This window comes from Streptomyces sp. NPDC005799 (assembly GCF_040630525.1).
GTDB lineage: Bacteria > Actinomycetota > Actinomycetes > Streptomycetales > Streptomycetaceae > Streptomyces > Streptomyces griseorubiginosus_B.
Genome location: NZ_JBEXXQ010000016.1, coordinates 97292 through 123358, shown reverse-complemented (window position 1 = coordinate 123358; position 26067 = coordinate 97292). Strand labels below are relative to the sequence as shown.

Here is a 26067-nt window from a genome sequence, read left to right as displayed (position 1 = left end):
GGGTAGGGGGGCGGGAGGGGGAGTGGGGGTGGTTGTCGGGGTGGGGGTGGTGCGGGGGTCAGAGGTTGCGGAGTCCAAGGAGCACCTGTTCCAGGACGTCGGGGTCGATGACCGCGGCCTTGTTCGGGTGGCGGGCCCTGACGTGGCCCGCCGCGAGGAGGTCGGACAGCAGGATCTTGGTGATGCTCACCGGGAGTTTCATCTTGGCGGCCAACTCCACGAGGGGGGTGGGGCGTTGGGTGATCTGCAGGATCCGTGCGTGCTCCGACTGCATGCCGGGGGTCGGGGCGGACTCGGCGATGACGAGCGTCACCAGGTCGAAGGGGCTGTCCGGAGCGGAGTGGGCGCGGCCTCCGGTGAGGGTGTACAGGCGGTCGGGTGAGTCGTCCCTGCCGGGGCGGCTCATGAGGTCCGGGGCCGCGCGGACAGGTGTTCGCCGAGCTGTTCCACGAGTTCGCTCATGTTGTGGCCGACCAGGCCCGCGTCCGCGTCCTCGGCGGTGATCACGGCCAGGTGAGCGCCGTCGCCCGCCTCCACGATGAACAGGACGCCGCCGTAGAACTCCGTCATCGCCGAGCGCACGCCTCCGCTGCCGTCGCCGAACTCCATGGAGGCGCCGTGCGACAGGGACTGGATGCCGGCGGCGATCGCCGCGAGCTGGTCGGCCTGGTCGACGGTCAGTTCCGGTGTGCGGCACAGCTTCAGGCCGTCCCGTGACAGGACGAGGGCGTGCCGCGCGCCGGGGGTGCGCTCCAGTAGGGCCTCGATGAGCCAGGTGAGCTTCTCGTCGGCGGTGCTCGTGCCGGTCATGAGGTGGGGGAGCCTTTCGCGTTCGAGGGCTGGTCGTGTGGTGCCGAGTGCGGGTGCGGATGTGGGTGCGTGGGGGTTTCCCGCGCCCCTGGGGTGCGTCGTGGGTCGGGGTCGTGGCGGTACGGCGAGCCCGCCGCCGACGGATTTGACGCCTGCTGGTCAGGTTCGGGGGATCCAGGACGCGTAAGCGGCGGGCTGCGCCGCACCGCCACGACCTGCTCCTGCGCGTCTGCGGCCGCGGGTTCGTCGTCGGTACCTCCCAGGTCGGAGAGAGAGCCTCGGACGGCTCGGCGGAAGCTGCTGAAGCGGGCGGCCCGGGTCAGCGGGTCGTCCAGGGGGACGGGGGCGGCGGGGTCCGGTGCGGTGGCACGTGCGCCGTCGCGTTCGGCCTTGGCCAGTGCCTGGCCTCGGCGGCGTCTTGGGAGGCCGTCGGGGAAGGTGGTGTCCCGGGTGCGGGTGGGGGCGGGGTCCGGTTCGGCGGTGGGCTGGTGGGGTTCGCTGGTGGATGGCCACGGCTTCCCGTCCGCCGGCATCCCTGGGTGGGGCTGGGGGCTGGTCTCGGTGGGCTCCGTGAGGTTGTTCGCGGGTGCGTGGAGGATGTCCTGGGGGACGAGCAGGAGGACGCCCGTGCCGCCGCGGGCGGAGGGGCGGTAGGAGATCTTGAGGCCGTGCTTGCGGGACAGGCGGCCCACCACCGCGAGGCCCAGGCGTGTGCCCGAGAGGCCGCCGAGGCCCTCCGTGTCGCCGGAGACCGCCTTTTCGGCTCGGCGTAGCTGCACCTCGCTCATGACCAGGCCGCTGTCCTCGACGGACACGATGACGCCGGCCGGGACCTCCTCGACGTAGACGTGCACCTCGGCGGTCGGAGGGGAGAAATTGGCCGCGTTGTCGAGGAGTTCGGCGAGCGCGTGCATCACGCCCTCGGCGGCGTGTCCGGCGACCGCGGCCTCGCTGGCGGAGTGCACGCGCACGCGTTGGTAGCCGCTGATCCGGCCCATCGCGCCGCGCAGGATCGACTCCATGGCGATCGGGCGGGCCCAGCGGCGGCCGGAGCGGGCGCCCGCCAGGACCGCGACGGAGTCGGCGAGCCGTCCCGCCTGCGCGGTGCGGTGGTCGAGGTGGAGCAGGTCGGCGAGGACGTCCTCGTCGGAGTGGCGTTCCTCCATGGCGCGGAGATCGGCGAGCGTGCTTGTGGCCAGGGCCTGCATCCGGCTCGCCGCGTTGGCGGTGGCCGCGAGGGCGGCGGCCCGGTCGTGCTCGGCCCGGTGCGCCTGTTCGGCCAGGCGTTCGTTCTCGGCGGCCAGGCGAGCGCGGTCGTGGGTGAACTCAGCGGCCAGTCGGGCCCGTTCCTGGGCGATGTCGGCGGCCACCCGGGCCCGTTCACGGGTGAGTTCCTCGGTGAGCCGTACCCGCTCCTGGTCGAACTCCGCGCTCTGCCGGATCCGGTCCTGCAGCAGGCGTCCGGTGTCCGCGGTGAGGGCCTCCAGCCGGCGCCGGGTCAGGCGGGCCGTCTGGACCGCGTGGGCGGCCACGGCCACGGCCACGACGAGCAGGACCGCGCCCGCACCCGCGCCGACGGCGACCGGGACACGCTCGGACTCCCGTACGCGGGCGACCGCGCCGGCCACCGCGAGCGCGGCCAGCAGGGCGGTGAGCAGCGGGGCGGGTGCGACACGGCGCAGGGTGGGGCGCTCGGTGGGGGCGGTCATGAATCGGGTCCTCGGTCGGGGTGCTCGGTCGTTCCGGTCGTGCTGGTCGTGCCGGTCGTTCCGGTCGTGTCCCTGGGCGAGTAGCGACACCAGATGCTCAACTGGCGGTCACTATATGGGAGTTCGTGATCGAATTGGGAAGGTTCTGGAGGCGTTCACGGATTCCCCCGAAGTTCGGGTCGGCGGAGCCGTCGTCACTGTCAGTGGTGGGATGCATGCTGGGTGCATGACGGATCTCGAGGCGGGGCTGCGCGCGGCCGTCCGGGGTGAGGTCGGCTTCGACGTCACGTCCCGGGCGCTGGTCACCATGGACGCGTCCAACTACCGGCGGGTGCCGCTCGGCGTGGTGGCTCCCCGGGACGCCGAGGACGTGGCGGCGGTGCTGGCGGTGTGCCGGGAGCACGGGGTGCCGGTGGTGGCGCGCGGCGGGGGCACGTCGATCGCCGGGCAGGCCACGGGTGCGGGTGTGGTGCTGGACTTCACCCGGCACATGAACCGGCTGGTGTCGATCGATCCCGAGGCGCGTACGGCCGTCGTGCAGCCGGGGCTCGTGCTGGACCGTCTGCAGGAGGCCGCCGGCGCGTACGGGCTGCGTTTCGGACCGGATCCGTCGACGCACAGCCGGTGCACGCTCGGCGGGATGATCGGGAACAACTCCTGCGGCTCGCACTCGGTGGCCTGGGGGACGACGGCGGACAGTGTGCGGGAGTTGGACGTGGTCACCGCGCGCGGGGAGCGGCTGACGCTCGGGGGCGGGTGGGCGGGTGCTCCGGAGGGGCTGCGGGCGCTGGTGGAGGGGGAGTTGGCGTTGTTGCGGACCGGTTTTCCGGAGCTGCCCCGTCGTATCTCCGGCTACGCGCTGGACGCCCTGCTGCCGGAGAAGGGCGCCGACGTCGCCCGCTCGTTCTGCGGCAGCGAGGGCACCCTGGGGGTGCTCACGGAGGCGGTCGTACGGCTGGTCGAGGCACCCCGCGCGCGTGCGCTCGCCGTGCTGGCGTACGGCGACGAGAGCGCGGCGGCCGAGGCGGCGGCGGGTCTGTTGCCGTACGGGCCACTCACCGTGGAGGGGATGGCGGCCGATCTGGTGCCGAGGACGGTTGGTCTGCCGAGGGGCGGGGCCTGGCTGTTCGTGGAGACGGGCGGGGAGTCGGAGGCGGAGGCACGTGCGCGTGCGGAGGCGATCGTGCGGGCCGCCGACGTCGTGGACGCGTTGGTCGTCACCGGGCTCGCGGAGCAGCGGGCGCTGTGGCGGATCCGGGAGGACGCGAGCGGTACGGCCACGCGGCTGCCGGACGGCAGCGAGGCCTGGCCCGGGTGGGAGGACTGCGCGGTGCCGCCCGCGCGACTGGGGGAGTATCTGCGGGACTTCCGTGTCCTGCTGTCCTCCCATGGGTTGCGCGGCACTCCGTACGGTCACTTCGGCGACGGCTGCATCCACGTCCGCATCGACTTCGACCTGCTCACCGAGTCCGGAGTCGGCCGCTTCCGGCGCTTCTCGGAGGAACTGGCCGACCTGGTGGTGGCACACGGCGGTTCGCTGTCCGGGGAGCACGGCGACGGGCTGGCGCGGGCCGAACTGCTGCCGAGGATGTACGGCCCCGAACTGGTCGCCCTCTTCGAGCGCGCGAAGGGCGTCTGGGACCCGGACGACCTGCTCAATCCCGGCGTCCTGGTCCGTCCCGCACCGCTGGACGCCAACCTCCGCTTCTCCGTCCTGCCCGGCGAGCCGGTCGACGTGGCCTTCGGCTACCCGGCGGACGGAGGCGACTTCTCGGCGGCGGTACGGCGCTGCGTCGGAGTCGCCAAGTGCCGTACGACCGCTGCGGCCGGCGCGTCCGTGATGTGCCCGTCCTTCCGCGCGACCGGCGAGGAGGAGCACTCCACCCGCGGGCGTGCCCGGCTGCTGCACGAGATGCTCGCCGGTGAACTGGTCACCGACGGCTGGCGGTCCACGGAGGTCCGGGACGCGCTGGACCTGTGCCTGTCCTGCAAGGGCTGCCGCTCCGACTGTCCGGTCGAGGTCGACATGGCCACGTACAAGGCGGAGTTCCTCCACCACCACTACGAGGGCCGACGCCGTCCGGCCGCGCACTACAGCATGGGGTGGCTGCCGTTGTGGCTGCGCTGGGTGACGCGGACGAGGACGGCGTGGCTGGTCAACTCCCTGGCTGCCGTACGGCCGCTCGCCGTTCTGGCCAAGCGGCTGGGCGGGATCGCGCCCGAGCGGGAGCTGCCCCGGGTCGCGTCGGAGACGTTCACCCGGTGGTACGGACGCCGGGCCAGGGCGCGGGTGCGGCGCATGATCCGGGAGGTGGGGCTGGAGTACGAGGAGGAGTCTTCGGGCAAGCCCGTGCTGCTGTGGCCCGACACCTTCACCGAGCACCTCTCGCCGGACGTGGGGAAGGCCGCCGTGCGGGTCCTGGAGGCGGCCGGGCTGACGCCGGTGCCGATCCCGAGGATGCCGAGAAACGTCAGGGAGACGGTGGAGGAGGACGGCGCCACGTCCTACACCCTCGCCTTCCGGCCGGTCCGACGCGAGCGCCCCTGCTGTGGGCTGACGTACCTCACCACCGGCCAACTCGACCTCGCCCGTGGGGTGTTGCGTCGCACGCTCGATATGCTCGACCCCTTTCTCTCGCTGGAGCCCGAGGACAAGGCGCCCTTCGTCGTCCTGGAACCCAGCTGCGTCGCGGCCCTGCGCACCGATCTGCCCGAGCTGCTGCACGACGACCCGCGCGCCGCCCGTCTCGCCGCCTCGGTGCTGACCTTCGCGGAGGCGCTGGAGAAGTATGCCCCCGCCTGGACCCCGCCCCGCCTGGACCGCCCGGTCACCGGCCAGACGCACTGCCACCAGCACGCGGTCCTCGGTGACGGCCCCGACCGCCGACTGCGCGCGGCGGCGGGCCTCACCGGCGAGCTGACCGGCGGCTGCTGCGGTCTCGCCGGCAACTTCGGCTTCGAGAAGGGGCACTTCGAGGTGTCGTCGGCCTGTGCGGAGGAGCGGTTGTTGCCCGCGGTGCGGCAGGCACCCGAGGAGGCGGTGGTCCTCGCGGACGGCTTCTCCTGCCGCGCCCAGCTGGAGCAGCTCGCCGGAGTTCGGGGCCGGCATCTGGCGGAGGTGCTGGCGGAGGCGCTTGGCCCGCTCTCAGGTTCATAAGAGAACTCTCAGGTTCGGCGGGCGGTCTCAGGAATTTCCAAGGTATTCACAGCGCCTGCTTGCCGTCAGCTCGCCGAATTTGCCGTTCCTTGAGTTGCGTGGCGTGTAGGTTCATTGGTGTCGGGAGCCGGACGCGGAATTCCCGAATCCCTTGACTGCGAAACACCAGGAGTCGTGAATGAGCCTCAAGAAGCTTGCCCCGCTGCCCCCGAAGCCCAAGTCGAAGCAGCTTCCCCCGCCGCCCCCGCCGAAGCCCAGGAAGAAGCACCCCAAGCCGCCGGTTCCCAAGCCGATCCCCGGCGACGACAACTGAGTGAGGTCTGAGAGGGCCGACGGGATTCCGTCGGTCCTCTCTGCTCACTAAATTCAGGAATTCCTCGCCATGGAAGACGGCGGAATGCGGAGGGAACGTGAAATGGATATGGATGAGGATGACGAGGAATACGAGTACGGCACTCCCACCATTCCGGCCCGCATCGCCTTCCGCCGTTTCTGGCCGCTGACCCGTGGGCTGCGCCGCTGGCTGGTCCTCGTCTGGGTGTGCACGGTGCTCGCCGCGCTCGCCGAGACCGAGGCGATCCTGGTCTTCAGCGACCTCACCGACCACGCGCTGCAGAAGGGCTCACTGGCCGCGTTCTGGGAGCCCGCGGCGAAGTGGCTCGGCGTGGCGGTGCTGGGCGCGGTCGTCGCGTACGCCGGCAACTCCCTCGCCGCCTGGGTCACCGAACGCTTCGTGATGAGACTGCGCGAGCATGTCTTCGACCACGTACAGCAGTTGCCCCCGCACTTCTTCCAACGACACCGGCAGGGCGACTTGTTGTCCCGGCTGACGAGCGATGTCGAGGCGATCGAGACGATGGTCGTGTCGGGGCTGGTCGGCGCCGCCTCCGCCCTCTTCTCCGCCCTCTTCTACGCGGTCGCCGCGTTCTGGCTGCGCTGGGACCTGGCCGCCGCGACCTTCGTGCTGGCCCCGCTCTTCTGGCTGGCGGCCCGCCGTTTCTCCGGTTCCATCAAGGACGTCTCCCGCGCGGGCCGGGTCGCCGACGGCGCGATCACCTCCGTCGTGGAGGAGTCCCTGTCCAACATCGTGCTCACCCAGGCCTACGACCGCCGGGACGCCGAACGCCGGCGGCTGCGCGAGGAGGCGGGCGCCTGGTTCCGCGCCTCGGTCCGCTCCACCCGCCTGAACGAGGCGTACGAACAGCTGGTGGCCGTCATCGAGACGGTGTGCGTGCTCGCGGTGATCGGCATCGGCGCCTGGGAGATCTCCACCGGCCGGATGACCCTCGGCCAGCTCCTCGCCTTCGCCGCCTTCCTCGGCTACCTCTACCCGCCGGTCCGCGGCCTCGCCCAGCTGGGCCTCACCGTGACCGCGGCGACCGCGGGCGCCGAGCGGCTCATCGAGGTCCTTGACGTCGAGCCCTCGGTCACCGACCCCCGCCGGGGCGCCGAGCCCGGCCGTCCGGACGGCACGGTCGAGGTCCGGGGCGTCTCCTTCAGCTACCCGGGCGCCGACACCGCGGCCCTCACGGACCTCTCCTTCACGGTTCGTCCCGGCGAACTCGTGATCGTCACCGGTCCGAGCGGCGCCGGCAAGTCCACCGTCTCCAAGCTCCTCCTGCGCTTCTACGACCCCGACGCGGGCGACCTCCTCCTCGACAGCGTTCCCCTGCGGGACTTCCCGCTCGCCCGCCTGCGCGAGTACGTCACCCTGCTCCCGCAGGAGACGCTCGTGCTGCACGACACCGTCCGCGCCAACATCGCCTGCGGCCGCCCCGGCGCCAGCCACCAGGCCGTCGAGGAGGCGGCGCGGGCGGCGGACGCGCACGACTTCATCGTCCGGCTGCCCGAGGGCTACGACACCCGGGTCGACCCCAACTCCGCCCGCCTGTCCGGCGGGCAGCTCCAGCGCCTCGCCATCGCCCGCGCGATCCTGCGCGACGCGCCGGTCCTGGTCCTGGACGAGCCGACGACCGGCCTCGACGCGATGGCCGCCCGCCGGGTGGTCAAGCCGTTGCGCCGCCTGATGACCGGCCGTACGACGATCATGATCACCCACGATCTCAACCTCGCCCCCGACGCCGACCGCATCCTGGTCGTCGACCGCGGCCGGATCGTGGAGACGGGCCGGCACGAGGAACTGCTGGCGCGCGGCGGCGCGTACGCGCGTCTGCACCGCTCGCAGAACAACGCCGTGATGGACACGGGTGAGCTGCGGCTGCCGCTGGACCACGGCTACGCCGAGCAGCCCGCGTATGCCCAGTACACCCCGTACGCGCCGCAGCCGGTGTGGCAGGCGCCGCCGTACCAGGACCAGTACGCCGATGACGCCCAGTACGCCCAGTACCCCCAGCACACCCAGTGGTTCTGAGTCCACCATGCGGGACAGTTGCAAAACGGGTTCACACGCCTGACCGAGTCTATTACCGTAGACCTTGCAGTGCAGCACGCTGAACGAACCCGAGCCGATCACCTGGACCGCCCGTGACCACGCCCAGCACGACGACTTCCTCGCCGACGACGTCCGCCTCCGCGGCCCCGCGCGGCCGGGGTTCGCTCGGCCCGATCGGCCTGGTGCTCTCGGGCGGCATCTCCGTGCAGTTCGGCGCGGCGCTGGCGGTGAACCTGATGCCGAGGGCGGGCGCGCTGGGTGTGGTGACCCTCCGCCTGCTCGCCGCGGCCGTGATCCTGCTGCTGGTCTGCCGTCCCCGGCTGCGCGGCCACTCGCGCACCGACTGGGGCACGGTGCTCGCCTTCGGTGTCACCCTGGGCGCCATGAACGGCCTGTTCTACCAGGCCGTCGACCGCATCCCGCTCGGCGCGGCGGTCACCCTGGAGGTCCTCGGCCCGCTCGCCCTCTCCGTCCTCGCCTCCCGCCGCCTGATCAACGCCGTGTGGGCCGCGCTCGCCCTCGCGGGCGTGTTCCTGCTCGGCGGCGGTGACTTCGGCGCCCTCGACCCGGTGGGCGTCGCCTTCGCGCTGGGCGCGGGGGCCATGTGGGCGGCGTACATCGTCTTCAGCGCCCGCACGGGCCGCCGCTTCCCGCAGGCGGACGGGCTGGCGCTGGCGATGGGTGTGGGGGCGCTGCTGATGCTGCCGCTGGGGATCGCCGAGTCCGGTACGAAGCTGGCGGACCCGGTGACGATCGCGCTGGGCTCCGCGGTGGCGATCATGTCGTCGGTCCTGCCGTACACCCTGGAGCTCCTGGCCCTGCGCCGCCTGCCCGCGCCCACCTTCGCGATCCTCATGAGCCTGGAGCCGGCCCTCGCGGCGACGGCCGGTTTCCTCATCCTCGGCCAGACCCTGAGCCCCGTCCAGGCGGCGGCGATCGCCCTGGTCATCGGCGCGAGCATGGGGGCGGTCAGGACGCAGGTGGGGCGGGGGAAGGCGGCGCTGCCCGAGGCGACGGTCTCCTGAGGTCCCGCCACACCGTCCCCACACGCCTCCCGGAGGGGCGTGTATGTGCCAACTCCGTTCCAGGTAGCCCCAGTTGGTGTCGGCATATGCCTTGGTGGGTCACACTGCCTCCAAGGGGAACAGCCATACGGACGGGGAGCTGGGATGGCGGAGTGGAGACCGGTCCTGGCCGTGGTGGCGGGGACGCTGCTGCTGGCGGGATGCACGGGTGGGGCGGCCGGGAACGCATCGGCCGGCGGGACGCCGAAAGCGGGGCGGATCACGGGCGCCGAGGCCGGTCCGGGGCCGTCCTCCTCGGCTTCCGCCCCCGCCACCGACGAGCCCTACACGGTGGCCGAGGGCCGGGCACCCCGGACCCGCGCGGAGGCGATCGCCTTCGTGCGCGGGATCACCGTGCGGCCTGACTACTTCGGCATCGGGTTCCGCAAGGACGAGCCGTACGAGAGCGATCCCGCCGAGTGGGCCGTGCTCGGACAGGACTGCGTGTGGCACCGCCGGCCGTTGCCCGCCACCGCACTGGCCAGTCTCACCAGGAGGTTCGTCCTCCCCGCGCACGGCGGCAAGGGGCCGGTGCACGTGTCGTTGACCGTCACCGTGCACAGGGACACCGTCTCGGCACGCCGTGACATGGCCGTGTCCCTGGAGGAGGCGCTGCGCTGTCCGCAGCAGCAGCTGAACGACACCGAGCGGGTGCGCGGCCTGTACTCGCGTGCCGATCCCTTCTCCGAGGCGCGCAACTCCATCGCCGACGACGACCTGACGGAGAGCGGGGAGTATTTCGTGGACGGCGAGAAAGGGGCCCTTCCCTTCGACTGGTACAAGTACCGGCTCGGTCCGGTCACGGTGGCCGCCACCGACCGCCTCGGCGCGGGCCGCGGCAAGGACGAGAACACCGAGGTCTCCGGGAACGTGGGGCAGGGGGTGGGCCTGACCGCCGCCGGGATCGACCGCCGGTACGGGAACCACGCGGGCGCGACGGCGGGCGCGGGCGCCTCCGCGGCGGCCGGCGTCGGTACGGAGGGCACGCGATGAGCGAACCGCTGAGGCCCTCCGACCCCTCCCGCATCGCCGGGTACCGGCTGCTGCGACGGCTCGGCGCGGGCGGTATGGGCGTCGTCTACCTGGGCCGCGACGAGGCCGGGACGCTCGCCGCGGTCAAGGTGATCCGGGGCGGGAGTGCCGGGGACCCCGCCTTCCGGGCCCGCTTCGCGCGGGAGGCCGAGCTGGCCCGGCGGGTGGCGAGCCCCTGGGTGGTGCCGGTGCTCGGCGCGGACGCCGAGGCGGACGAGCCCTGGCTCGCGACCGCGTTCGTCCCCGGGCCCTCGCTCGTCGAGGCGGTCGGCGCGCACGGCCCCCTGCCGTCGTCCGCCGCGCGGACCCTCGGCCGGCTGCTGGCCGAGGCCCTCGCGGGCCTGCACACGGCCGGACTCGTGCACCGGGACGTCAAACCGGGCAACGTCCTGCTGGCCCTAAACGGGCCGCGGCTGATCGACTTCGGTGTCGCCCGCGCCGAGGACGACACCGCCCTGACCGCCTCCGGCCTGGTGGTCGGCACCCCCGGTTTCCTCGCCCCGGAGCAGGCCCGCGGCGAACCGGCCGGCCCCGCGAGCGACGTCTTCGCGCTGGGCGGTGTCCTGACCTACGCGCTGACCGGCCGCCCGCCCTTCGGCACCGGCGAGCCGGAGGCCATGCTCTACCGCACCGTCCACGACGAACCCGTCCTCGACGGGATCGAGGACGGCCCGCGTGCCCTCGTGGCCCGCTGCCTGGCCAAGGACCCGGCTCAGAGACCGACCGCCGAGGAACTGCGGCGGCTGCTCGCCGCGCCCGAGGACGGGGCGGACGGGTCGGACGGGGGTGGCTGGCTTCCCGACGCGGTCGCCCGCATGATCGCCGTACGCTCCGCCGAAGGGCTCGCGCTGCCCGAGATCGAGCCCACGGCCCTCGACGAGCCCGGTGCGACCCGCCCGGAGACGGACGGCGGCCCCGAGGACGCCGCCCGCCGTCCGGGACGCCGCCGGCTGCTGCTGGCCGGCGGGGCCCTGGTGCTGGCCGCGGGCGGCGGGACGGCCGCCGCACTGCTCGCCACCCGCGACGACGGGAGGAAGACCCCGACCGCCACTCGCCCCGTCCACGTCCTGGGCGTGCACAGCACGACGGGCGCCTCCGCTGCCCTCCTCAGCCGGCCCTGCGAGCGCGCGGCCCGGCTCGCGGTCGCCCAGCACAACGCCACCGCCGGCCGCGCCTACGACCTGGAGGTGCGGGTCCTGCGCGATGGCGGCGACGCGGCGAGCGCCCAGCAGGTCGCCGGACGTTTCACCGCGGACCGCGCCGTGGTCGCCGTGTTCGGGCCGGTCGGCGAGATCCCGATGCGGACGGCGTCGGCCGTCTACGGACAGGCCGGACTGACCAACGTCTCCAGCACCACGGGCCAGCAGGACTACTTCGTCACCTCGCCCACGTCGACCTTCCAGACCGGCACTCCGCACACCGTGCTCGGCGGCCTGATCGGGTTGCACGCCCTGCTGACCAAGCAGCTGGGCCGGATCGGCGTGGTCCTCGACCGGTCCGGCGGCACCGCCGTCCAGGACCAGGGCAGCCTGCTGGTCAGCCAGTGGCGGGACACCCTCGGCGGCGCGGTCGTGCCCAGGGTCGTGGCGGAGGACACCGGCGACGGCCCGGCGACGGTGCGTTCACTGCTCACGTCCGACGTCACCGCCTTCGCCTATCTGGGCCCGCTGGACGCCACGGTCCGCGCCTCCCGGGACCTGGCCGCGGCCGGTTTCCGGGGCCCCCGCTGGATGCAGCACCTGCTGTACGGCTCGGACTTCCCGCGCCTGGCGGGCGCCGCTGGCGAGGGCTGGTACGTGGTCGACTCCGCCGTGGATGCCTCCGTACTGACGTCGAAGAGGGCACGCGACTTCACCGCCGCCTGGCGCAGGCGCTACGGCGCCGTCCCGGAGCCGCACGCCGCCGAGGCGTACGACACGGTACGGATGCTGCTCACCGAGTTCGCCCGCACGGTGCCGGCCGGGGCGGGCGGGCGCCCGGTGCGGGCCGAACTCGGCGAGCGGCTGGCGAAGGCCAGGTACCGGGGCATCGCGAAGACCTACGCCTTCGGGGACTACCACCAGTACCAGGCGGGTTCGGACGGCTGGGAGGAGAGCACCTTCGTGCACGTGGTCCACGACGGGCGCTTCCGGCAGGTGGGGTCGATCGGGGACCTGCACCGCGCGAGCAAGGCCCAGGGCTGACGGCGGAATCGGAGGGCGCACGGCATGGAACGGCTCCTGTCCTCCGACCCGTCCGTGATCGGCGGGTACCGGCTGGTGGGCAGGCTCGGCGCGGGCGGCATGGGCGTGGTCTACCTGGCGCGCTCCCCGCTCGGGACCTGGTGCGCGCTGAAGTCGATCCGCTCCGAGCACGCCGACGATCCCGGCTTCCGGGCCCGCTTCCGGCGGGAGGCGGAACTCGCGGCGCGGCTGACGGGCCGCTGGACCGTGCCCGTCGTCGCGGCCGACGCCGAGGCCCGCTCCCCGTGGCTGGCCACCGCCTACGTGCCCGGTCCCTCCCTCGCGGAGGCGGTCGCCCGGCACGGCCCCTGGCCCGAGACGCATCTGTTCTCGCTGGGCGCCGCGCTGGCGGAGGCCCTCGACGGGGTGCACGCCTGCGGACTGGTCCACCGGGACGTGAAACCGGCGAACATCCTGCTCGCCGCCGACGGGCCGCGGCTGATCGACTTCGGGATCGCCCGCGCGGTCGGGGCGACCGCGCTCACCGCGGACGGGTCCGTCATCGGCTCGCCCGGCTACCTCTCACCGGAGCAGGCACGCGGGCGCACCGTCGGCCCGCCGAGCGACGTGTTCTCCCTGGGCTGTGTCCTTGCGCACGCGGCCACCGGCCGGCCGGTGTTCGGCTCCGGCGGGGCCGCGGGCGTGCTGTACCGGACCGTGCACGAGGAACCCGACCTGGACGGTCTGCCCGACGGACTCGCCGGGATCGTCCGGCCGTGTCTGTCCAAGGATCCGGAACAGCGGCCGGGCATCGCCGAACTCCGGGACAGGCTGGGGCCGTTCGACGAGCGGCTCTGGCTGCCGGAGGGGCTGCCCGCCCTGGTCGCCGCCAGGGCCGCGCGGGTCCTCGACCTGCCGGTGCCGGACGCCACCGTCGCCGACGGCCCTCCCGCGAACGCCGAGGTGCCGGACGCCGGGGGGCCGGGAGCAAAGAGGTCCGACGCAAAGAGGTCCGACGCAAAGAGGCCCGACGCAAAGAGGTCCGACGCCGGGACGCGGGGCGACGCGACGGGCCTCGCGGCGGGGGCACCCACCACCCGTCGGCGTCTGCTGGCCGCCTCGGGCGCGGTCCTCGGCGTCTCGGCGGCCGGCGCGGGCACCTGGTGGTGGCGGTGGGGCCGCCCCGCCCCCTCCGCCCCGGCCGGCTCCGCTCGGCGTCCCCGGCGGGTGGTGGCCCTGCTGGGAGACCGGTCCGACCCCGCGTTCACGGCCCATGAACGCGGTGCCCGCCTCGCCGTCGACCAGCACAACCGGAACCCCTCCCGGCCCTTCACCCTCGCCCTGCGCACAGCCGACGACGGCGGCACCGCCCGGAGCTCCGCCGCCACCGCCACCGCGCTGGCCGCCGACCCGGAGGTGACCGTGGTGATCGGCGCCGGAACGAACACGACCGTGCCGGCGGCCGTCCCCGTGTGCACCCGGGACCGGGTGACTCTGCTGGTCACCCGCGCCGACACCGACCAGCTGGACGGCGTCAACGAGACCACCACGCTGTTGCTGCGCTCCACGAGAACCGCCGGGCCACCCGCGATCCTGCGCTATCTGAACCGGGTGGTGAGACCCTCCCGCACGGTGGTCGTCCACGACCTGACCGACGCCGTGGACGCACTGCAGACGGTCCGGATCGTCACCGTCTACGGGAAGCTCGCCGGCGCCACCACGGTCGAGGAGGTCGCCGCCGGCCGGGACTTCACGGCGACCGCCCGGCGCATCGCCGCCCGCCCCGACGACGCGGTCCTCTTCGCGGGCGTACGTCCCGACCGCGCCGCCGCCTGTGCCCGCGAGCTGCGGGAGGCGGGGCACCGGGGCGCGCGGGTGGCCACCGAGCACGTGCTCGGCGGCCGGTTCCTCGCGGCGGCCGAGGGCTGGCGGGTGGGCACGGCGTACACGGACGCCGCCGTCGATCCGCGCACCGCGAAGTTCGCCGCTGCCCACCGCGACCGCTACGGCTCCGCCCCCGCCCCCTGGGCGGCCGAGGCCTACGACGCCGTACGCTTCGCCGCCCACGGCCTGACCGCCGCCGGCGACGAGGCCCGCGCCGCCCTGCGCTCCGAACTCCTGCGCCGCCCCTGGCAGGGCATCACCCGCAGCGTCCGCTACGACCCGGACTCCCAGTTCTTCGAGGCGGCCGAGGACAGCGGCGAGTTCCTCTACGAGGTGACAGGCGGCGCGGCTCGCTTCGTGGCCCGCGCCGGCGACCTCGGCGGCACGACCTGAACCTGGGCTGAGGAGGCCGGCAGGCGGGTCAGCCTGCGGTCTTCTCCCACACCGACACGTGCTGCCGGCTCTCGCTCGTGAAGGGCTCCCGCGTCCACCCGTCCCACCGCTCGCACAGCCGCATCCCGGCCAGCCGTGCCATCAGGTCGAGCTCCGAGGGCCAGACGTAGCGGAAGGGGACGGCGAGATACGAGCCGTGGCCCTCCCCGTCGACCCGTACGTGGTGCGAGCTCATCGACTGGGTGGCGACGTCGTAGAGATCGAACCCGAGCCGTCCGTCCCCGACATGGAACGGCACGGCGTTCTGCCCGGGCGGCAGCCTGCGCAGATCGGGGACGCCGACCTCGACGACGAAGCGGCCGCCGGGTTCCATGTGCTCGGCGACGTTGCGGAAACAGTCGACCTGGGCGTCCTGCGAGGTGAGGTTCATGATCGTGTTGAAGACCAGGTACGCCAGCGAGAAGCTGCCCTCCACCCGGGCTGTCGCGAAGTCCCCGATGGTCACGCCGATCGCCTGACCTCCCGGCTTCGCCCGCATCCGCTCCACCATCGCCCGGGACATGTCGATGCCGTGCACCTCGACACCGCGCCGCGCGAGCGGCAGAGCGACCCGTCCCGTGCCGATGCCGAGCTCCAGCGCCCGCCCGCTCCCGGCCAGCTCGGCCAGCAGGTCCACGGCCGGATCCAGCCGCGCCGCTGCGAACATATCCGCCGATGACTCGTCATACCCCGCCGCGACGGACTCCCCGAAGTAACCGTCCTCATCGATCACCGGGGGACGGTACTGCGGGGACGGTGGACGGCGCGCGCGAATTTCGCTTCAGCAGCGAGACTTCCCGGAGGCTCCGCGAACGAAGGCGGAGAAGGCGGCCGGGCCGAGGGTGAGGACCCCGGCGGAGGGGTTCTTGGAGTCGCGGAGTTGGGCCCGCATGACCTGCCGGCCGCCGATCTCCCGGTGCAGCACGGCTTCGTCCAGCACCACCCACAGCACGGGCGGCTCCTCCCGCTCCAGGATGCGTTGGCGATCGAGTCGCGCCGCCACCAACTCGTCGAGCCGGTCCGAGTGCTCCACCCCGATCACGGCTCGTGCGTACTCCTCCGTCTGCAGCAGCCCGTAGATCAACTGGCACTGATACGTCGAGAGATACCCCGTCGTCTCGATCTGGCCGATCAACGACCCCGTACAGAACACGATCGACCCGAGTGATTTCTGCGTCAGTCCCGCCGCCTCCCGAACCCGGCGCAGCTCGTAGCCGTAGTAGTCCAAGGGTGACGCGCCGGGATCAAGTTCGCGGATATGCACGGCCACCACCTCCCATCACGCAGAGTAACTGAACGACTGCGCAGAGATCCCGGGTTGTGGAAAACCGGCAAATTAATGCAAGCACGCTTGCTTGTTTCTGGGCCCCCTGCCATGCTCGCCCCATGGCCGACCCGACGCCCGTCATCGACGATCTGCGTGCGGAGAGCGAGGAACTCGACCGGCTCGTGGCCGAGTTGAGCCCGGAGCAATGGGCGCTCGCGACTCCCGCACCAGGCTGGACCATCGCCCACCAGATCGCCCACCTCGCCTGGACCGATCACTCCTCGGTGCTGGCGGTGACCGATCGGGAGGCATTCTCCCGCGAGGTCGAGCAGGCGCTGGCCGCACCCGGCGACTTCGTCGACAACGGCGCGGAGGAGGGAGCCGGGAAGCCGCCCGAGCGGCTGCTCGCTGACTGGCGTGCCGGACGCGAGGCGCTGGAGGAGGCCCTGCGCTCCGCACCCGAGGGCGCCCGTTTCCCCTGGTACGGGCCGCCCATGTCCACCGCCTCCATGACCACCGCCCGTCTCATGGAGACCTGGGCCCACGGTATGGACGTGGCCGACGCCCTCGGCGTGAAGCGCACCCCCACCGACCGGCTCCGGCACATCGTCCGCCTCGGCGTCCGCACCCGCGACTTCGCCTTCGGCGTGCACGGGCTTCCCGTGCCGTTCGAGGAGTTCCGCGTGGAACTCGCCGCGCCATCGGGGGAGTTGTGGCTCTACGGCCCCGAGGACGCGGACGACCGCGTCACCGGCCCCGCCCTGGATTTCTGCCTCCTCGTCACCCAGCGCGCCCACCGCGCCGACCTCGCCCTCGAAGCCGTCGGCCCCGACGCCGACCGCTGGCTGGACATCGCCCAGGCCTTCGCCGGGCCGCCGGGTGCCGGGCGCCCGCGCAAGGGGGAGGGCGCATGACGGCGGCCCTGCGCGTCGGCAACGCCTCCGGCTTCTACGGCGACCGTTTCGACGCCATGCGCGAGATGCTCACCGGTGGCGAGCTGGACGTGCTGACCGGGGACTATCTGGCCGAGCTGACCATGCTGATCCTCGGGCGGGACCGGCTGAAGGACCCCGGCGCCGGATACGCCCGTACCTTTCTGCGGCAGCTGGAGGAGTGTCTGGGGCTCGCCCACGCGCGCGGGGTGAAGATCGTCGTCAACGCGGGCGGGCTCAATCCCGCCGGACTGGCGGATCGGGTACGGCAGTTGGCGGACCGGCTCGGCATCCCTGTGCGGATCGCCCATGTCGAGGGCGACGACCTCACCGCCGTCCACCCGAGCAGCCTCGCCGCCCACGCCTACCTCGGCGGCTTCGGGATCGCCGCCTGTCTGCGGGAGGGCGCGGACGTCGTCGTCACCGGGCGCGTGACGGACGCCGCGCTGGTCACCGGGCCTGCCGCCGCCCACTTCGGATGGGGACCGGGGGAGTACGACCGGCTCGCGGGGGCCGTTGTCGCCGGTCATGTCCTGGAGTGCGGGACGCAGGCCACCGGCGGCAACTACGCCTTCTTCACGGAGGGGGGTCGTGACGTCCGGAGGCCCGGGTTTCCCCTCGCCGAGATCCATGAGGACGGCAGCTCCGTCGTCACCAAGCATCCCGGCACCGGCGGCTTCGTCGACGTCGGGACCGTCACCGCGCAGCTGCTGTACGAGACCGGGGGCGCCCGGTACGCGGGGCCGGACGTCACCGCCCGGCTGGACACCGTACGGCTCACCCAGGACGGGCCGGACCGGGTGCGGATCGACGGGGTGCGCGGTGAGGCACCGCCGCCGACCCTCAAGGTCGGCCTCAACCGGCTCGGCGGCTTCCGCAACGAGGTCGTCTTCGTCCTGACCGGCCTCGACATCGAGGCCAAGGCCGCGCTGGTGCGGGAGCAGATGGAGCCGGCGGTGAGCAAGGTCGCCGATGCGCGCTGGGAGGTGGCGCGCACCGACCGGCCCGACGCGTCCACCGAGGAGACGGCGAGCGCGCTGCTGCGGCTCGTGGTGCGGGACCCGGACCAGGAGGCGGTGGGGCGGGCGCTGAGCGGGGCCGCCGTCGAGCTGGCGCTGGCCAGCTACCCGGGGTTCCATGTGCTGGCCCCACCCGGAAAGGGTTCGCCCTACGGGGTCTTCGAGGATGTGTACGTCCCCCATGGTGCCGTCGACCAGGTGGCCGTCCTCCACGACGGGCGCCGGGAGCCGGTGGCGCCGGCCCACGACACCCTCGTACTCGACGATCCACCGGCCGTAGAACTGCCGGAACCGCTTCCCGCCGGGCCCCTGCGCCGTGCTCCGCTCGGGCTCCTCGCCGGGGCCCGCAGTGGGGACAAGGGCGGGAACGCCAACGTGGGGGTGTGGGTGCGGACGGACGAGGCCTGGCGGTGGCTCGTCCATGAGCTGACGGTGGACCGTTTCCGGGAGTTGATCCCCGAAGCCGGCGAACTGCCCGTCACCCGGCACGTCCTGCCGAACCTGCGCGCCCTGAACTTCGTGGTCGAGGGGATCCTCGGGGAGGGCGTCGCCGCCCAGCACCGCTTCGACCCGCAGGCCAAGGCGCTCGGCGAATGGCTGCGCTCCCGCCACCTGGACATCCCGGAGGTCCTGCTGTGACCGTCATCGAATCCGGCCTGGACATCGCCGGTCCGGACTACCGGGCCAACCGCGAGGCCATGCTGGCCAAGCTCGCCGACCTGACGGCCGAGCACGCGAAGGCGCTGGCGGGCGGCGGTGAGAAGTACGTCCAACGGCACCGCAAGCGGGGGAAGTTGCTGGCGCGTGAGCGGATCGAGCTGCTGCTCGATCCGGACTCGCCCTTCCTGGAGCTGTCGCCGCTGGCCGCCTGGGGCAGCGAGTACACCGTCGGTGCCTCGCTCGTCACCGGCATCGGGGTGGTGGAGGGCGTGGAGTGTCTGATCACCGCCAACGACCCGACCGTGCGCGGCGGTGCCAGCAATCCCTGGTCGCTGAAGAAGGCGCTGCGGGCCAACGACATCGCCCTCGCCAACCGTCTGCCCTGCATCAGCCTGGTGGAGTCGGGCGGCGCCGATCTGCCGTCCCAGAAGGAGATCTTCATCCCCGGGGGCGCCATCTTCCGGGATCTGACGCGGCTTTCGGCGGCCGGGATCCCGACCGTCGCGGTCGTCTTCGGCAACTCGACGGCGGGGGGCGCGTACATCCCCGGCATGTCCGACCACGTGATCATGGTCAAGGAGCGCGCCAAGGTCTTCCTCGGCGGGCCGCCCCTGGTGAAGATGGCCACCGGTGAGGAGAGCGACGACGAGTCCCTCGGCGGTGCCGAGATGCACGCACGCGTGTCGGGACTCGCGGACTACTTCGCCGTCGACGAACCCGACGCGCTGCGGCAGGCACGGCGGGTGGTCGCCCGCCTCAACCACCGCAAGGCGCACGCCGATCCGGGGCCGGCCGAGCCCCCCAAGTACTCCGCCGACGAGCTGCTGGGCATCGTCCCGGGGGACCTGAAGATCCCCTTCGATCCGCGCGAGGTCATCGCCCGGATCGTCGACGCCTCCGACTTCGACGAGTTCAAGCCGCTGTACGGGACGAGCCTGGCGACCGGGTGGGCGACCCTGCACGGCTATCCGGTCGGCATCCTGGCGAACGCCCAGGGGGTGCTCTTCAGCGAGGAGTCCCAGAAGGCGGCCCAGTTCATCCAGCTCGCCAACCAGCGCGACATCCCCCTGCTCTTCCTGCACAACACCACCGGCTACATGGTCGGCAAGGAGTACGAGCAGGGCGGGATCATCAAGCACGGCGCGATGATGATCAACGCGGTGAGCAACAGCCGGGTCCCGCATCTGTCGGTGCTGATGGGCGCCTCCTACGGCGCCGGGCACTACGGCATGTGCGGGCGTGCGTACGATCCCCGCTTCCTGTTCGCCTGGCCGAGCGCCAAGTCGGCCGTCATGGGCCCGCAGCAGCTCGCCGGCGTCCTGTCGATCGTCGCCCGGCAGTCGGCGGCCGCGAAGGGGCAGCCGTACGACGAGGACGGCGACGCCGCCCTGCGGGCCATGGTGGAGCAGCAGATCGAGTCGGAGTCGCTGCCGATGTTCCTGTCGGGGCGGCTGTACGACGACGGCGTCATCGACCCGCGCGACACCCGCACCGTCCTCGGCCTGTGTCTGTCGGCCGTCCACACCGCGCCGTACGAAGGTGCGCGCGGCGGCTTCGGCGTCTTCCGGATGTGAGGGATCCAGTGACTTCCATGATCACTTCCGTACTGGTCGCCAACCGGGGCGAGATCGCCTGCCGGATCTTCCGCACCTGCCGCGAGCTGGGCATCCGGACGGTCGCGGTGCACTCCGACGCCGACGAGAACGCGCTCCACGCGCGCGTGGCCGACGCGGCGGTACGGCTGCCGGGCGCGGCACCCGCGGAGACGTATCTGCGCGGCGACCTGATCGTGAAGGCGGCGATCGCCGCGGGCGCGGACGCCGTGCACCCCGGTTACGGCTTCCTGAGCGAGAACGCCGACTTCGCGCGGGCGGTCCTCGACGCCGGCCTGGTCTGGATCGGGCCGCCCCCGTCCGCCATCGAAGCCATGGCGTCCAAGACCCGCGCCAAGGAGCTGATGGGGCTCGCGCCCCTGGCCGAGGTGACCGAGGCCGACCTGCCGGTGCTGGTGAAGGCGGCCGCGGGCGGCGGGGGGCGCGGGATGCGGGTCGTGCGCCGTCTTGAGGAGCTGGGCGCCGCTCTGGAGGGCGCGCGTGCCGAGGCCGCGAGCGCCTTCGGAGACGGCGAGGTGTTCGTCGAGCCGTACGTCGAGAACGGCCGCCATGTCGAGGTGCAGGTGCTCGCCGACGCGCACGGCACCGTGTGGGCGCTGGGTACGCGCGACTGCTCCCTCCAGCGGCGCCACCAGAAGGTGATCGAGGAGGCGCCCGCGCCCGGGCTCTCCGAGGCGCTCGAAGAGGAGTTGCGCGCGCTGTCCGTGCGCGCCGCGCGCGCCGTCTCGTACGTCGGCGCGGGCACGGTGGAGTTCCTCGTCGCCGACGACAAGGCGCACTTCCTGGAGATGAACACCCGCCTCCAGGTGGAACACCCGGTCACCGAGGCCGTGTTCGGCATCGACCTGGTCGCGCTGCAACTCCGGGTCGCCGAGGGACACGCCCTCGACGGCGAACCGCCACGCGCGCGTGGCCACGCCGTCGAGGCCCGCCTCTACGCCGAGGACCCCGCGCGGGACTGGTCCCCGCAGACCGGCACCCTGCACCGCCTCGCCGTCCCCGGCATCCGCCTGGACACGGGCTACGAAGACGGCGACACCATCGGCGTCCACTACGACCCGATGCTCGCGAAGGCCGTCGCCCACGCCCCCACGCGCGCGGAGGCGGTCCGCAGACTCGCCGGAGCCCTGGAACGCGCCACGGTCCACGGCCCCACCACCAACCGCGACCTGCTGATCCGCTCCCTGCGCCACGAGGAGTTCACCGCGGCCCGCATGAACACGGGCTTCTACGACCGCCACCTGGCCGCCCTCACCGAACCGGCCCCCGACCCGCACGCCCCCCTGGCCGCCGCCCTCGCCGACGCCCGCGCGGGCGGCTCCCGCTTCGGCGGCTGGCGCAACGTCCCCTCCCAGCCGCAGGTCAAGCGCTACGCGGCGGGGGACGAGGAGCACGAGGTCCACTACCGGCACACGCGCGGGGGCGGCCTGGCGGCGGACGGGGTCCGGGTCGTGCACGCCGCCCCCGACCTCGTCGTACTCGAAGTGGACGGCGTACAGCGCAGGTTCGCGGTGTCGAGGTACGGCGACGAGGTGTACGTGAACGCCACGGCGCTCACGGCCCTGCCCCGCTTCCCCGACCCCACCGCCCAGCACGCCCCCGGCTCCCTCCTGGCCCCCATGCCGGGAACGGTCGTGAAGGTGGCCGAGGGACTGGCCGTAGGAGCCGCCGTACGGGCCGGGGAGGCCCTGCTGTGGCTGGAGGCGATGAAGATGCAACACAAGATCGCGGCACCCGTCACGGGAAGGCTCAGCGCCCTCCACGTGACCACAGGCCGGCAGGTGGAGGTCGGCGCGCTGCTGGCCGTCGTGGAGGAGGAGCAGTGAGCGTCATGATCGAGACCGAGGAACACAAGGCCCTGCGAGCCGCCGTCGCCGCCCTCGGCAAGCGCCACGGCCGGGACTACGTCCGCGAGGACCTCTGGTCCGAGGCGGCCAAGCTCGGCTACCTGGGCGTCAACCTCCCCGAGGAGTACGGCGGCGGAGGCGGCGGGATCGCCGAACTCTCCATCGTCCTCGAAGAACTCGGCGCCGCCGGCTGCCCGTTGCTGATGATGGTCGTCTCCCCGGCGATCTGCGGCACGGTGATCGCCCGCTTCGGCACGGACGCCCAGAAACACGCCTGGCTCCCCGCCCTCGCCGACGGCACCCGCACCATGGCCTTCGGCATCACCGAACCCGACGCCGGATCCAACTCCCACCGCATCACCACCACCGCCCGCCGCGACCCCGACACCGGCGACTGGCTGCTCACCGGCCGCAAGGTCTTCATCTCCGGGGTCGACATCGCCGACGCGACCCTCATCGTCGGCCGCACCGAGGACTCTCGCACCGGCCGCCTCAAGCCCTGCCTCTTCATCGTCCCGCGCGACGCCGAAGGCTTCACCCGACGCCAGATCGACATGGAACTCCAGGCCGCGGAGAAGCAGTTCGAACTGGTCCTGGACGACGTACGGCTGCCCGCCGACGCCCTGGTCGGCGACGAGGACGCCGGTCTCCTGCAGCTGTTCGCCGGCCTCAACCCCGAGCGGATCATGACGGCCGCCTTCGCGATCGGCATGGGCCGCTACGCCCTCGGGCGCGCCGTCGAGTACGCGCGCGACCGCGCCGTCTGGAACACCCCCATCGGCGCCCACCAGGCGATCGCCCACCCCCTCGCCCAGGCCCACATCGACCTCGAACTCGCCCGCCTGATGATGCAGAAAGCAGCCCACCTCTACGACGCCGGGGACGACGTCGGCGCGGGCGAGGCGGCGAACATGGCGAAGTACGCGGCGGGGGAGGCGTGCGTGCGGGCGGTCGACCAGGCCGTGCACACCCTCGGCGGCAACGGCCTCACCCGGGAATTCGGGCTCGCCTCGTTGATAACCGCCTCGCGCGTGGCTCGTATTGCTCCGGTGAGCCGGGAGATGATTCTCAACTACGTCTCCCACCAGACCCTGGGCCTGCCCAAGTCGTACTAGGAGGAACCGTGTTCCGGAGCGAGTACGCCGATGTGGCGGCCGTCGACCTGCCCATCCACGACGCGGTTCTCGGCCGAGCCGCCCAGTACGGTGACGCTCCCGCCCTGATCGACGGGACCGACGGCACCACCCTCACCTACGAACAACTCGACCGCTTCCACCGTCGCGTCGCGGCCGGGCTCGCCGAGGCCGGCGTCCGCAAGGGCGACGTACTCGCCCTGCACAGCCCCAACACCATCGCCTTCCCGACCGCCTTCTACGCCGCCACGCGCGCGGGTGCCTCCGTCACCACCGTGCACCCGCTCGCCACGCCCGAGGAGTTCGCCAAGCAGCTGGGGGACTCGGCGGCCCGCTGGATCGTCACCGTCTCCCCGCTGCTTCAGGCCGCGCGCCGGGCGGCCGAACTCGCGGGCGGAGTACGGGAGATCTTCGTCTGCGACAGCGCGCCCGGTCACCGCTCCCTCATCGACATGCTGGCCTCCGCCGCCCCCGAACCGGCCGTCGACATCGACCCCGCCGAGGACGTCGCCGCGCTGCCCTACTCCTCCGGGACGACCGGCATCCCCAAGGGCGTGATGCTCACCCACCGGCAGATCGCCACCAACCTCGCCCAGCTCGAGTCCGTCATGCCGGCCGGACCGGGCGAGCGCATCCTCGCCGTCCTGCCGTTCTTCCACATCTACGGCCTGACCGCCCTCATGAACGCGCCCCTGCGGCTCGGCGCCACCGTCGTCGTCCTGCCCCGCTTCGACCTCGACACCTTCCTCGCCGCCATCCAGAACCACCGCATCACCGGCCTGTACGTCGCTCCGCCGATCGTCCTCGCCCTCGCCAAGCACCCAGCGGTCGACCAGTACGACCTGTCGTCGTTGAGGTACATCCTCAGCGCCGCCGCCCCCCTGGACGCCCACCTCGCCGCGGCCTGCTCCCGGCGGCTCGGCCTGCCGCCCGTCGGCCAGGCGTACGGCATGACGGAACTGTCCCCCGGCACCCACGTCGTCCCCCGCGAGGCCATGCCGGACGCCCCGCCCGGCACCGTCGGCAAGCTCATCGCCGGCACCGAGATGCGGATCGTCTCCCTCGACGACCCCGACAAGGACCTCGGTGTCGGCGAGTCCGGCGAGATCCTCATCCGCGGCCCCCAGGTCATGAAGGGCTACCTGGGCCGCCCCGACGCCACCGCCGCCATGATCGACGCCGACGGCTGGCTGCACACCGGCGACGTCGGCCATGTGGACGCCGACGGCTGGCTGTTCGTCGTGGACCGGGTCAAGGAACTCATCAAGTACAAGGGCTTCCAGGTGGCCCCCGCCGAACTCGAGGCACTGCTGCTCACCCACCCCGGCATCGCCGACGCCGCCGTCATCGGTGTCTACAACGACGACAACAACGAGGTCCCGCACGCCTTCGTGGTCCGCCAGCCCACCGCCACCGACCTCTCGGAGGGCGAGGTGATGATGTACGTCGCCGAACGCGTCGCCCCCTACAAGCGCGTCCGCCAGGTCACCTTCATCGACGGCGTCCCCCGGGCCGCCAGCGGCAAGATCCTCCGCCGACAGCTGCGGGAACCCAGGGAGCGCGCATGACGCTGATCGGACGTACCCGCGCGCGGGGCGTCGAGACCCTCAGCCTCGACTCCACCGCCAACCGCAACGCGCTCTCCGCCGCCCTGGTCGGCGAACTCGCCGGCGCACTCACCGACTGCGCCAAGGACAGCGACGTCCGCGCGGTCGTCCTCACCCACACCGGCAACACCTTCTGCGCGGGCGCCGACCTGCGCGACCCACCGCCCCCGGACGCCCTCGTCGGGCTGCTGCGGCAGATCGTCGAACTGCGCAGACCGGTCGTCGCCCGGGTCACCGGACACGTCCGCGCCGGCGGCCTCGGACTGCTGGCCGCCTGCGACATCGCGGCCGCCTCCACCGACTCCACGTTCGCCTTCACCGAGGTCCGCATCGGCGTGGCCCCCGCCGTCATCTCCCTGCCGATCCTGCCCCGCACCGACCCGCGCGCCATCGCCCGCTACTACCTCACCGGCGAACGCCTCGACGCCGCCGAGGCCGCTCGCATCGGCCTGCTCACGGCCGCCGGGGACGACGTGGACGCCGTACTCGAACCCGTCCTCGACGGCCTGCGCCGGGCCGCGCCCCAAGGACTGGCCGAGACGAAGGCACTACTCACGGCCAGGGTCCTGGAGGCCTTCGACCGGGACGCGGCCGACCTCACCGCGCTCTCCGCCCGGCTCTTCGCCTCCCCGCAGGCCCGTGAGGGAATGACGGCCTTTCTGGAACGACGGGATCCCCTATGGGTGCTGTGACCACCGACCAGCGCGAGGAACGCGCCGAGCGCGTGCCCAAGCAGGACCGCAGCCGGGCCACCCGGCAACGGCTCCTGGAAGCCGCCGTGGCCTGCCTCGCCGAACACGGCTGGGCCGGCTCCACGGTCACCGTCGTCGCCGAACGCGCCGGCGTCTCCCGGGGCGCCGCCCAGCACCACTTCCCCACCCGCGAGGACCTGTTCACGGCGGCGGTGGAGTACGTCGCCGAGGAACGCTCCACCGCCCTGCGCGCCCTGTTCCCCCAGGGCGCCGCGGACCGCCGGGTCGTCGTGGCCGCCCTCGTCGACCTCTACACCGGCCCCCTCTTCCGCGCCGCCCTCCACCTCTGGGTCGCCGCCTCCAACGAGGACCAACTCCGTCCCCGGGTCACCGAGTTGGAATCCCACGTCGGCCGCGAGACCCACCGCATCGCCATCGAGCTCCTGAACGCCGACGAATCCCGCCCCGGCGTCCGCGAAACCGTCCAGGGCCTGTTGGACATGGCCCGCGGCCTCGGCCTCGCCAACCTCCTGACGGACGACACCGGGCGGCGGGAGCGGGTGGTGGGGCAGTGGGCGGAGATCCTGGACCGGGTCCTCGGAGACGCGGCTGACGGCGGCCGAGCCACCGGGGACGGACCCGCCGGCGGCTGAGC

20 protein-coding genes and 1 pseudogene are annotated in these 26067 nt (G+C 72.9%); 15 read left to right on the top strand and 6 right to left on the bottom strand.

The features are described 5' to 3' along the window. Positions 1-58 precede the first annotated feature (58 nt). From ABZ453_RS18015 to ABZ453_RS18005, 3 genes are read right to left on the bottom strand one after another with little or no spacing between them, the layout of a single operon-like run. Positions 59-406, bottom strand: a complete 348-nt coding sequence (locus ABZ453_RS18015) for a DUF742 domain-containing protein (protein ID WP_359015923.1) — start codon at positions 404-406, stop codon at positions 59-61. Next, a complete protein-coding gene (locus ABZ453_RS18010) occupies positions 403-810 on the bottom strand; it encodes a roadblock/LC7 domain-containing protein (RefSeq protein ID WP_356763129.1) in 408 nt (135 codons plus the stop codon). The genes ABZ453_RS18015 and ABZ453_RS18010 overlap by 4 nt, the downstream gene beginning before the upstream one ends. After that, a complete protein-coding gene (locus tag ABZ453_RS18005) occupies positions 807-2519 on the bottom strand; it encodes an ATP-binding protein (protein WP_359015922.1) in 1713 nt (570 codons plus the stop codon). Before ABZ453_RS18005 ends, ABZ453_RS18010 begins: the two co-directional genes overlap by 4 nt. A 226-nt stretch (positions 2520-2745) precedes the next feature. Between ABZ453_RS18005 and ABZ453_RS18000 the strand changes: the two genes are divergently transcribed. The 7 genes from ABZ453_RS18000 to ABZ453_RS17970 all read left to right on the top strand — a co-directional run bounded on the left by ABZ453_RS18000 (position 2746) and on the right by ABZ453_RS17970 (position 14603). Next, on the top strand, positions 2746-5676 hold the full coding sequence (locus tag ABZ453_RS18000; protein WP_359015921.1) for an FAD-binding and (Fe-S)-binding domain-containing protein: 2931 nt from the start codon (positions 2746-2748) through the stop codon (positions 5674-5676). A gap of 178 nt (positions 5677-5854) precedes the next feature. After that, complete coding sequence (locus ABZ453_RS17995) at positions 5855-5989, top strand: hypothetical protein (RefSeq protein WP_359015920.1); 135 nt, start codon at positions 5855-5857, stop codon at positions 5987-5989. A 108-nt stretch (positions 5990-6097) separates the two neighbouring features. Then, a complete protein-coding gene (locus ABZ453_RS17990) occupies positions 6098-8047 on the top strand; it encodes an ABC transporter ATP-binding protein (protein WP_359015975.1) in 1950 nt (649 codons plus the stop codon). A 113-nt stretch (positions 8048-8160) separates the two neighbouring features. After that, positions 8161-9093, top strand: coding sequence for an EamA family transporter (locus ABZ453_RS17985; protein ID WP_359015919.1), 933 nt, complete (start codon positions 8161-8163; stop codon positions 9091-9093). A gap of 144 nt (positions 9094-9237) precedes the next feature. Then, on the top strand, positions 9238-10125 hold the full coding sequence (locus ABZ453_RS17980) for a hypothetical protein (RefSeq protein WP_359015918.1): 888 nt from the start codon (positions 9238-9240) through the stop codon (positions 10123-10125). Next, positions 10122-12347, top strand: a complete 2226-nt coding sequence (locus tag ABZ453_RS17975) for a bifunctional serine/threonine-protein kinase/ABC transporter substrate-binding protein (protein WP_359015917.1) — start codon at positions 10122-10124, stop codon at positions 12345-12347. Before ABZ453_RS17980 ends, ABZ453_RS17975 begins: the two co-directional genes overlap by 4 nt. Positions 12348-12371: 24 nt before the next feature. Continuing rightward, positions 12372-14603: a bifunctional serine/threonine-protein kinase/ABC transporter substrate-binding protein gene (locus tag ABZ453_RS17970; RefSeq protein WP_359015916.1), complete on the top strand. Its 2232-nt coding sequence runs from the start codon at positions 12372-12374 to the stop codon at positions 14601-14603. A gap of 28 nt (positions 14604-14631) precedes the next feature. Here the strand turns inward: ABZ453_RS17970 and ABZ453_RS17965 are convergent, their stop codons facing one another. The 3 genes and pseudogenes from ABZ453_RS17965 to ABZ453_RS17955 all read right to left on the bottom strand — a co-directional run. Beyond that, on the bottom strand, positions 14632-15375 hold the full coding sequence (locus ABZ453_RS17965; protein WP_359015915.1) for a class I SAM-dependent methyltransferase: 744 nt from the start codon (positions 15373-15375) through the stop codon (positions 14632-14634). A 48-nt stretch (positions 15376-15423) separates the two neighbouring features. Next, complete coding sequence (locus tag ABZ453_RS17960; RefSeq protein ID WP_359015974.1) at positions 15424-15534, bottom strand: DUF397 domain-containing protein; 111 nt, start codon at positions 15532-15534, stop codon at positions 15424-15426. Next, a pseudogene (locus tag ABZ453_RS17955) lies at positions 15520-15906 on the bottom strand (DUF5753 domain-containing protein); the annotation flags it as partial. The pseudogene ABZ453_RS17955 and the gene ABZ453_RS17960, both read right to left, overlap by 15 nt. A gap of 122 nt (positions 15907-16028) precedes the next feature. Here ABZ453_RS17955 and ABZ453_RS17950 point away from each other — a divergent pair. Genes ABZ453_RS17950 through ABZ453_RS17915 form a run of 8 tightly spaced genes read left to right on the top strand, consistent with a single transcriptional unit; the run spans position 16029 to position 26065 of the window. Further along, positions 16029-16823, top strand: a complete 795-nt coding sequence (locus tag ABZ453_RS17950; RefSeq protein WP_359015914.1) for a TIGR03084 family metal-binding protein — start codon at positions 16029-16031, stop codon at positions 16821-16823. Continuing rightward, positions 16820-18499 carry an acyclic terpene utilization AtuA family protein gene (locus tag ABZ453_RS17945; protein ID WP_359015913.1) on the top strand — a complete coding sequence of 560 codons (1680 nt, stop codon included), beginning with the start codon at positions 16820-16822 and terminating at the stop codon, positions 18497-18499. The genes ABZ453_RS17950 and ABZ453_RS17945 overlap by 4 nt, the downstream gene beginning before the upstream one ends. Then, positions 18496-20094, top strand: a complete 1599-nt coding sequence (locus ABZ453_RS17940; protein ID WP_359015912.1) for a carboxyl transferase domain-containing protein — start codon at positions 18496-18498, stop codon at positions 20092-20094. The genes ABZ453_RS17945 and ABZ453_RS17940 overlap by 4 nt, the downstream gene beginning before the upstream one ends. 17 nt (positions 20095-20111) lie before the next feature. Next, positions 20112-21959 (top strand): biotin carboxylase N-terminal domain-containing protein, encoded by a 1848-nt coding sequence (locus tag ABZ453_RS17935; protein WP_359015911.1) that lies wholly within the window; start codon positions 20112-20114, stop codon positions 21957-21959. Between the two features lie 5 nt (positions 21960-21964). Continuing rightward, positions 21965-23095, top strand: coding sequence for an acyl-CoA dehydrogenase (locus ABZ453_RS17930; RefSeq protein WP_359015973.1), 1131 nt, complete (start codon positions 21965-21967; stop codon positions 23093-23095). Between the two features lie 8 nt (positions 23096-23103). Continuing rightward, the gene (locus tag ABZ453_RS17925; RefSeq protein WP_359015910.1) at positions 23104-24681 is read left to right on the top strand and encodes a 4-coumarate--CoA ligase family protein; all 1578 of its coding nucleotides are present in this window, start codon (positions 23104-23106) and stop codon (positions 24679-24681) included. Continuing rightward, positions 24678-25412, top strand: coding sequence for an enoyl-CoA hydratase family protein (locus ABZ453_RS17920; RefSeq protein ID WP_359015909.1), 735 nt, complete (start codon positions 24678-24680; stop codon positions 25410-25412). The genes ABZ453_RS17925 and ABZ453_RS17920 overlap by 4 nt, the downstream gene beginning before the upstream one ends. Then, complete coding sequence (locus ABZ453_RS17915; protein WP_359015908.1) at positions 25400-26065, top strand: TetR/AcrR family transcriptional regulator; 666 nt, start codon at positions 25400-25402, stop codon at positions 26063-26065. Before ABZ453_RS17920 ends, ABZ453_RS17915 begins: the two co-directional genes overlap by 13 nt. Positions 26066-26067 lie beyond the last annotated feature (2 nt).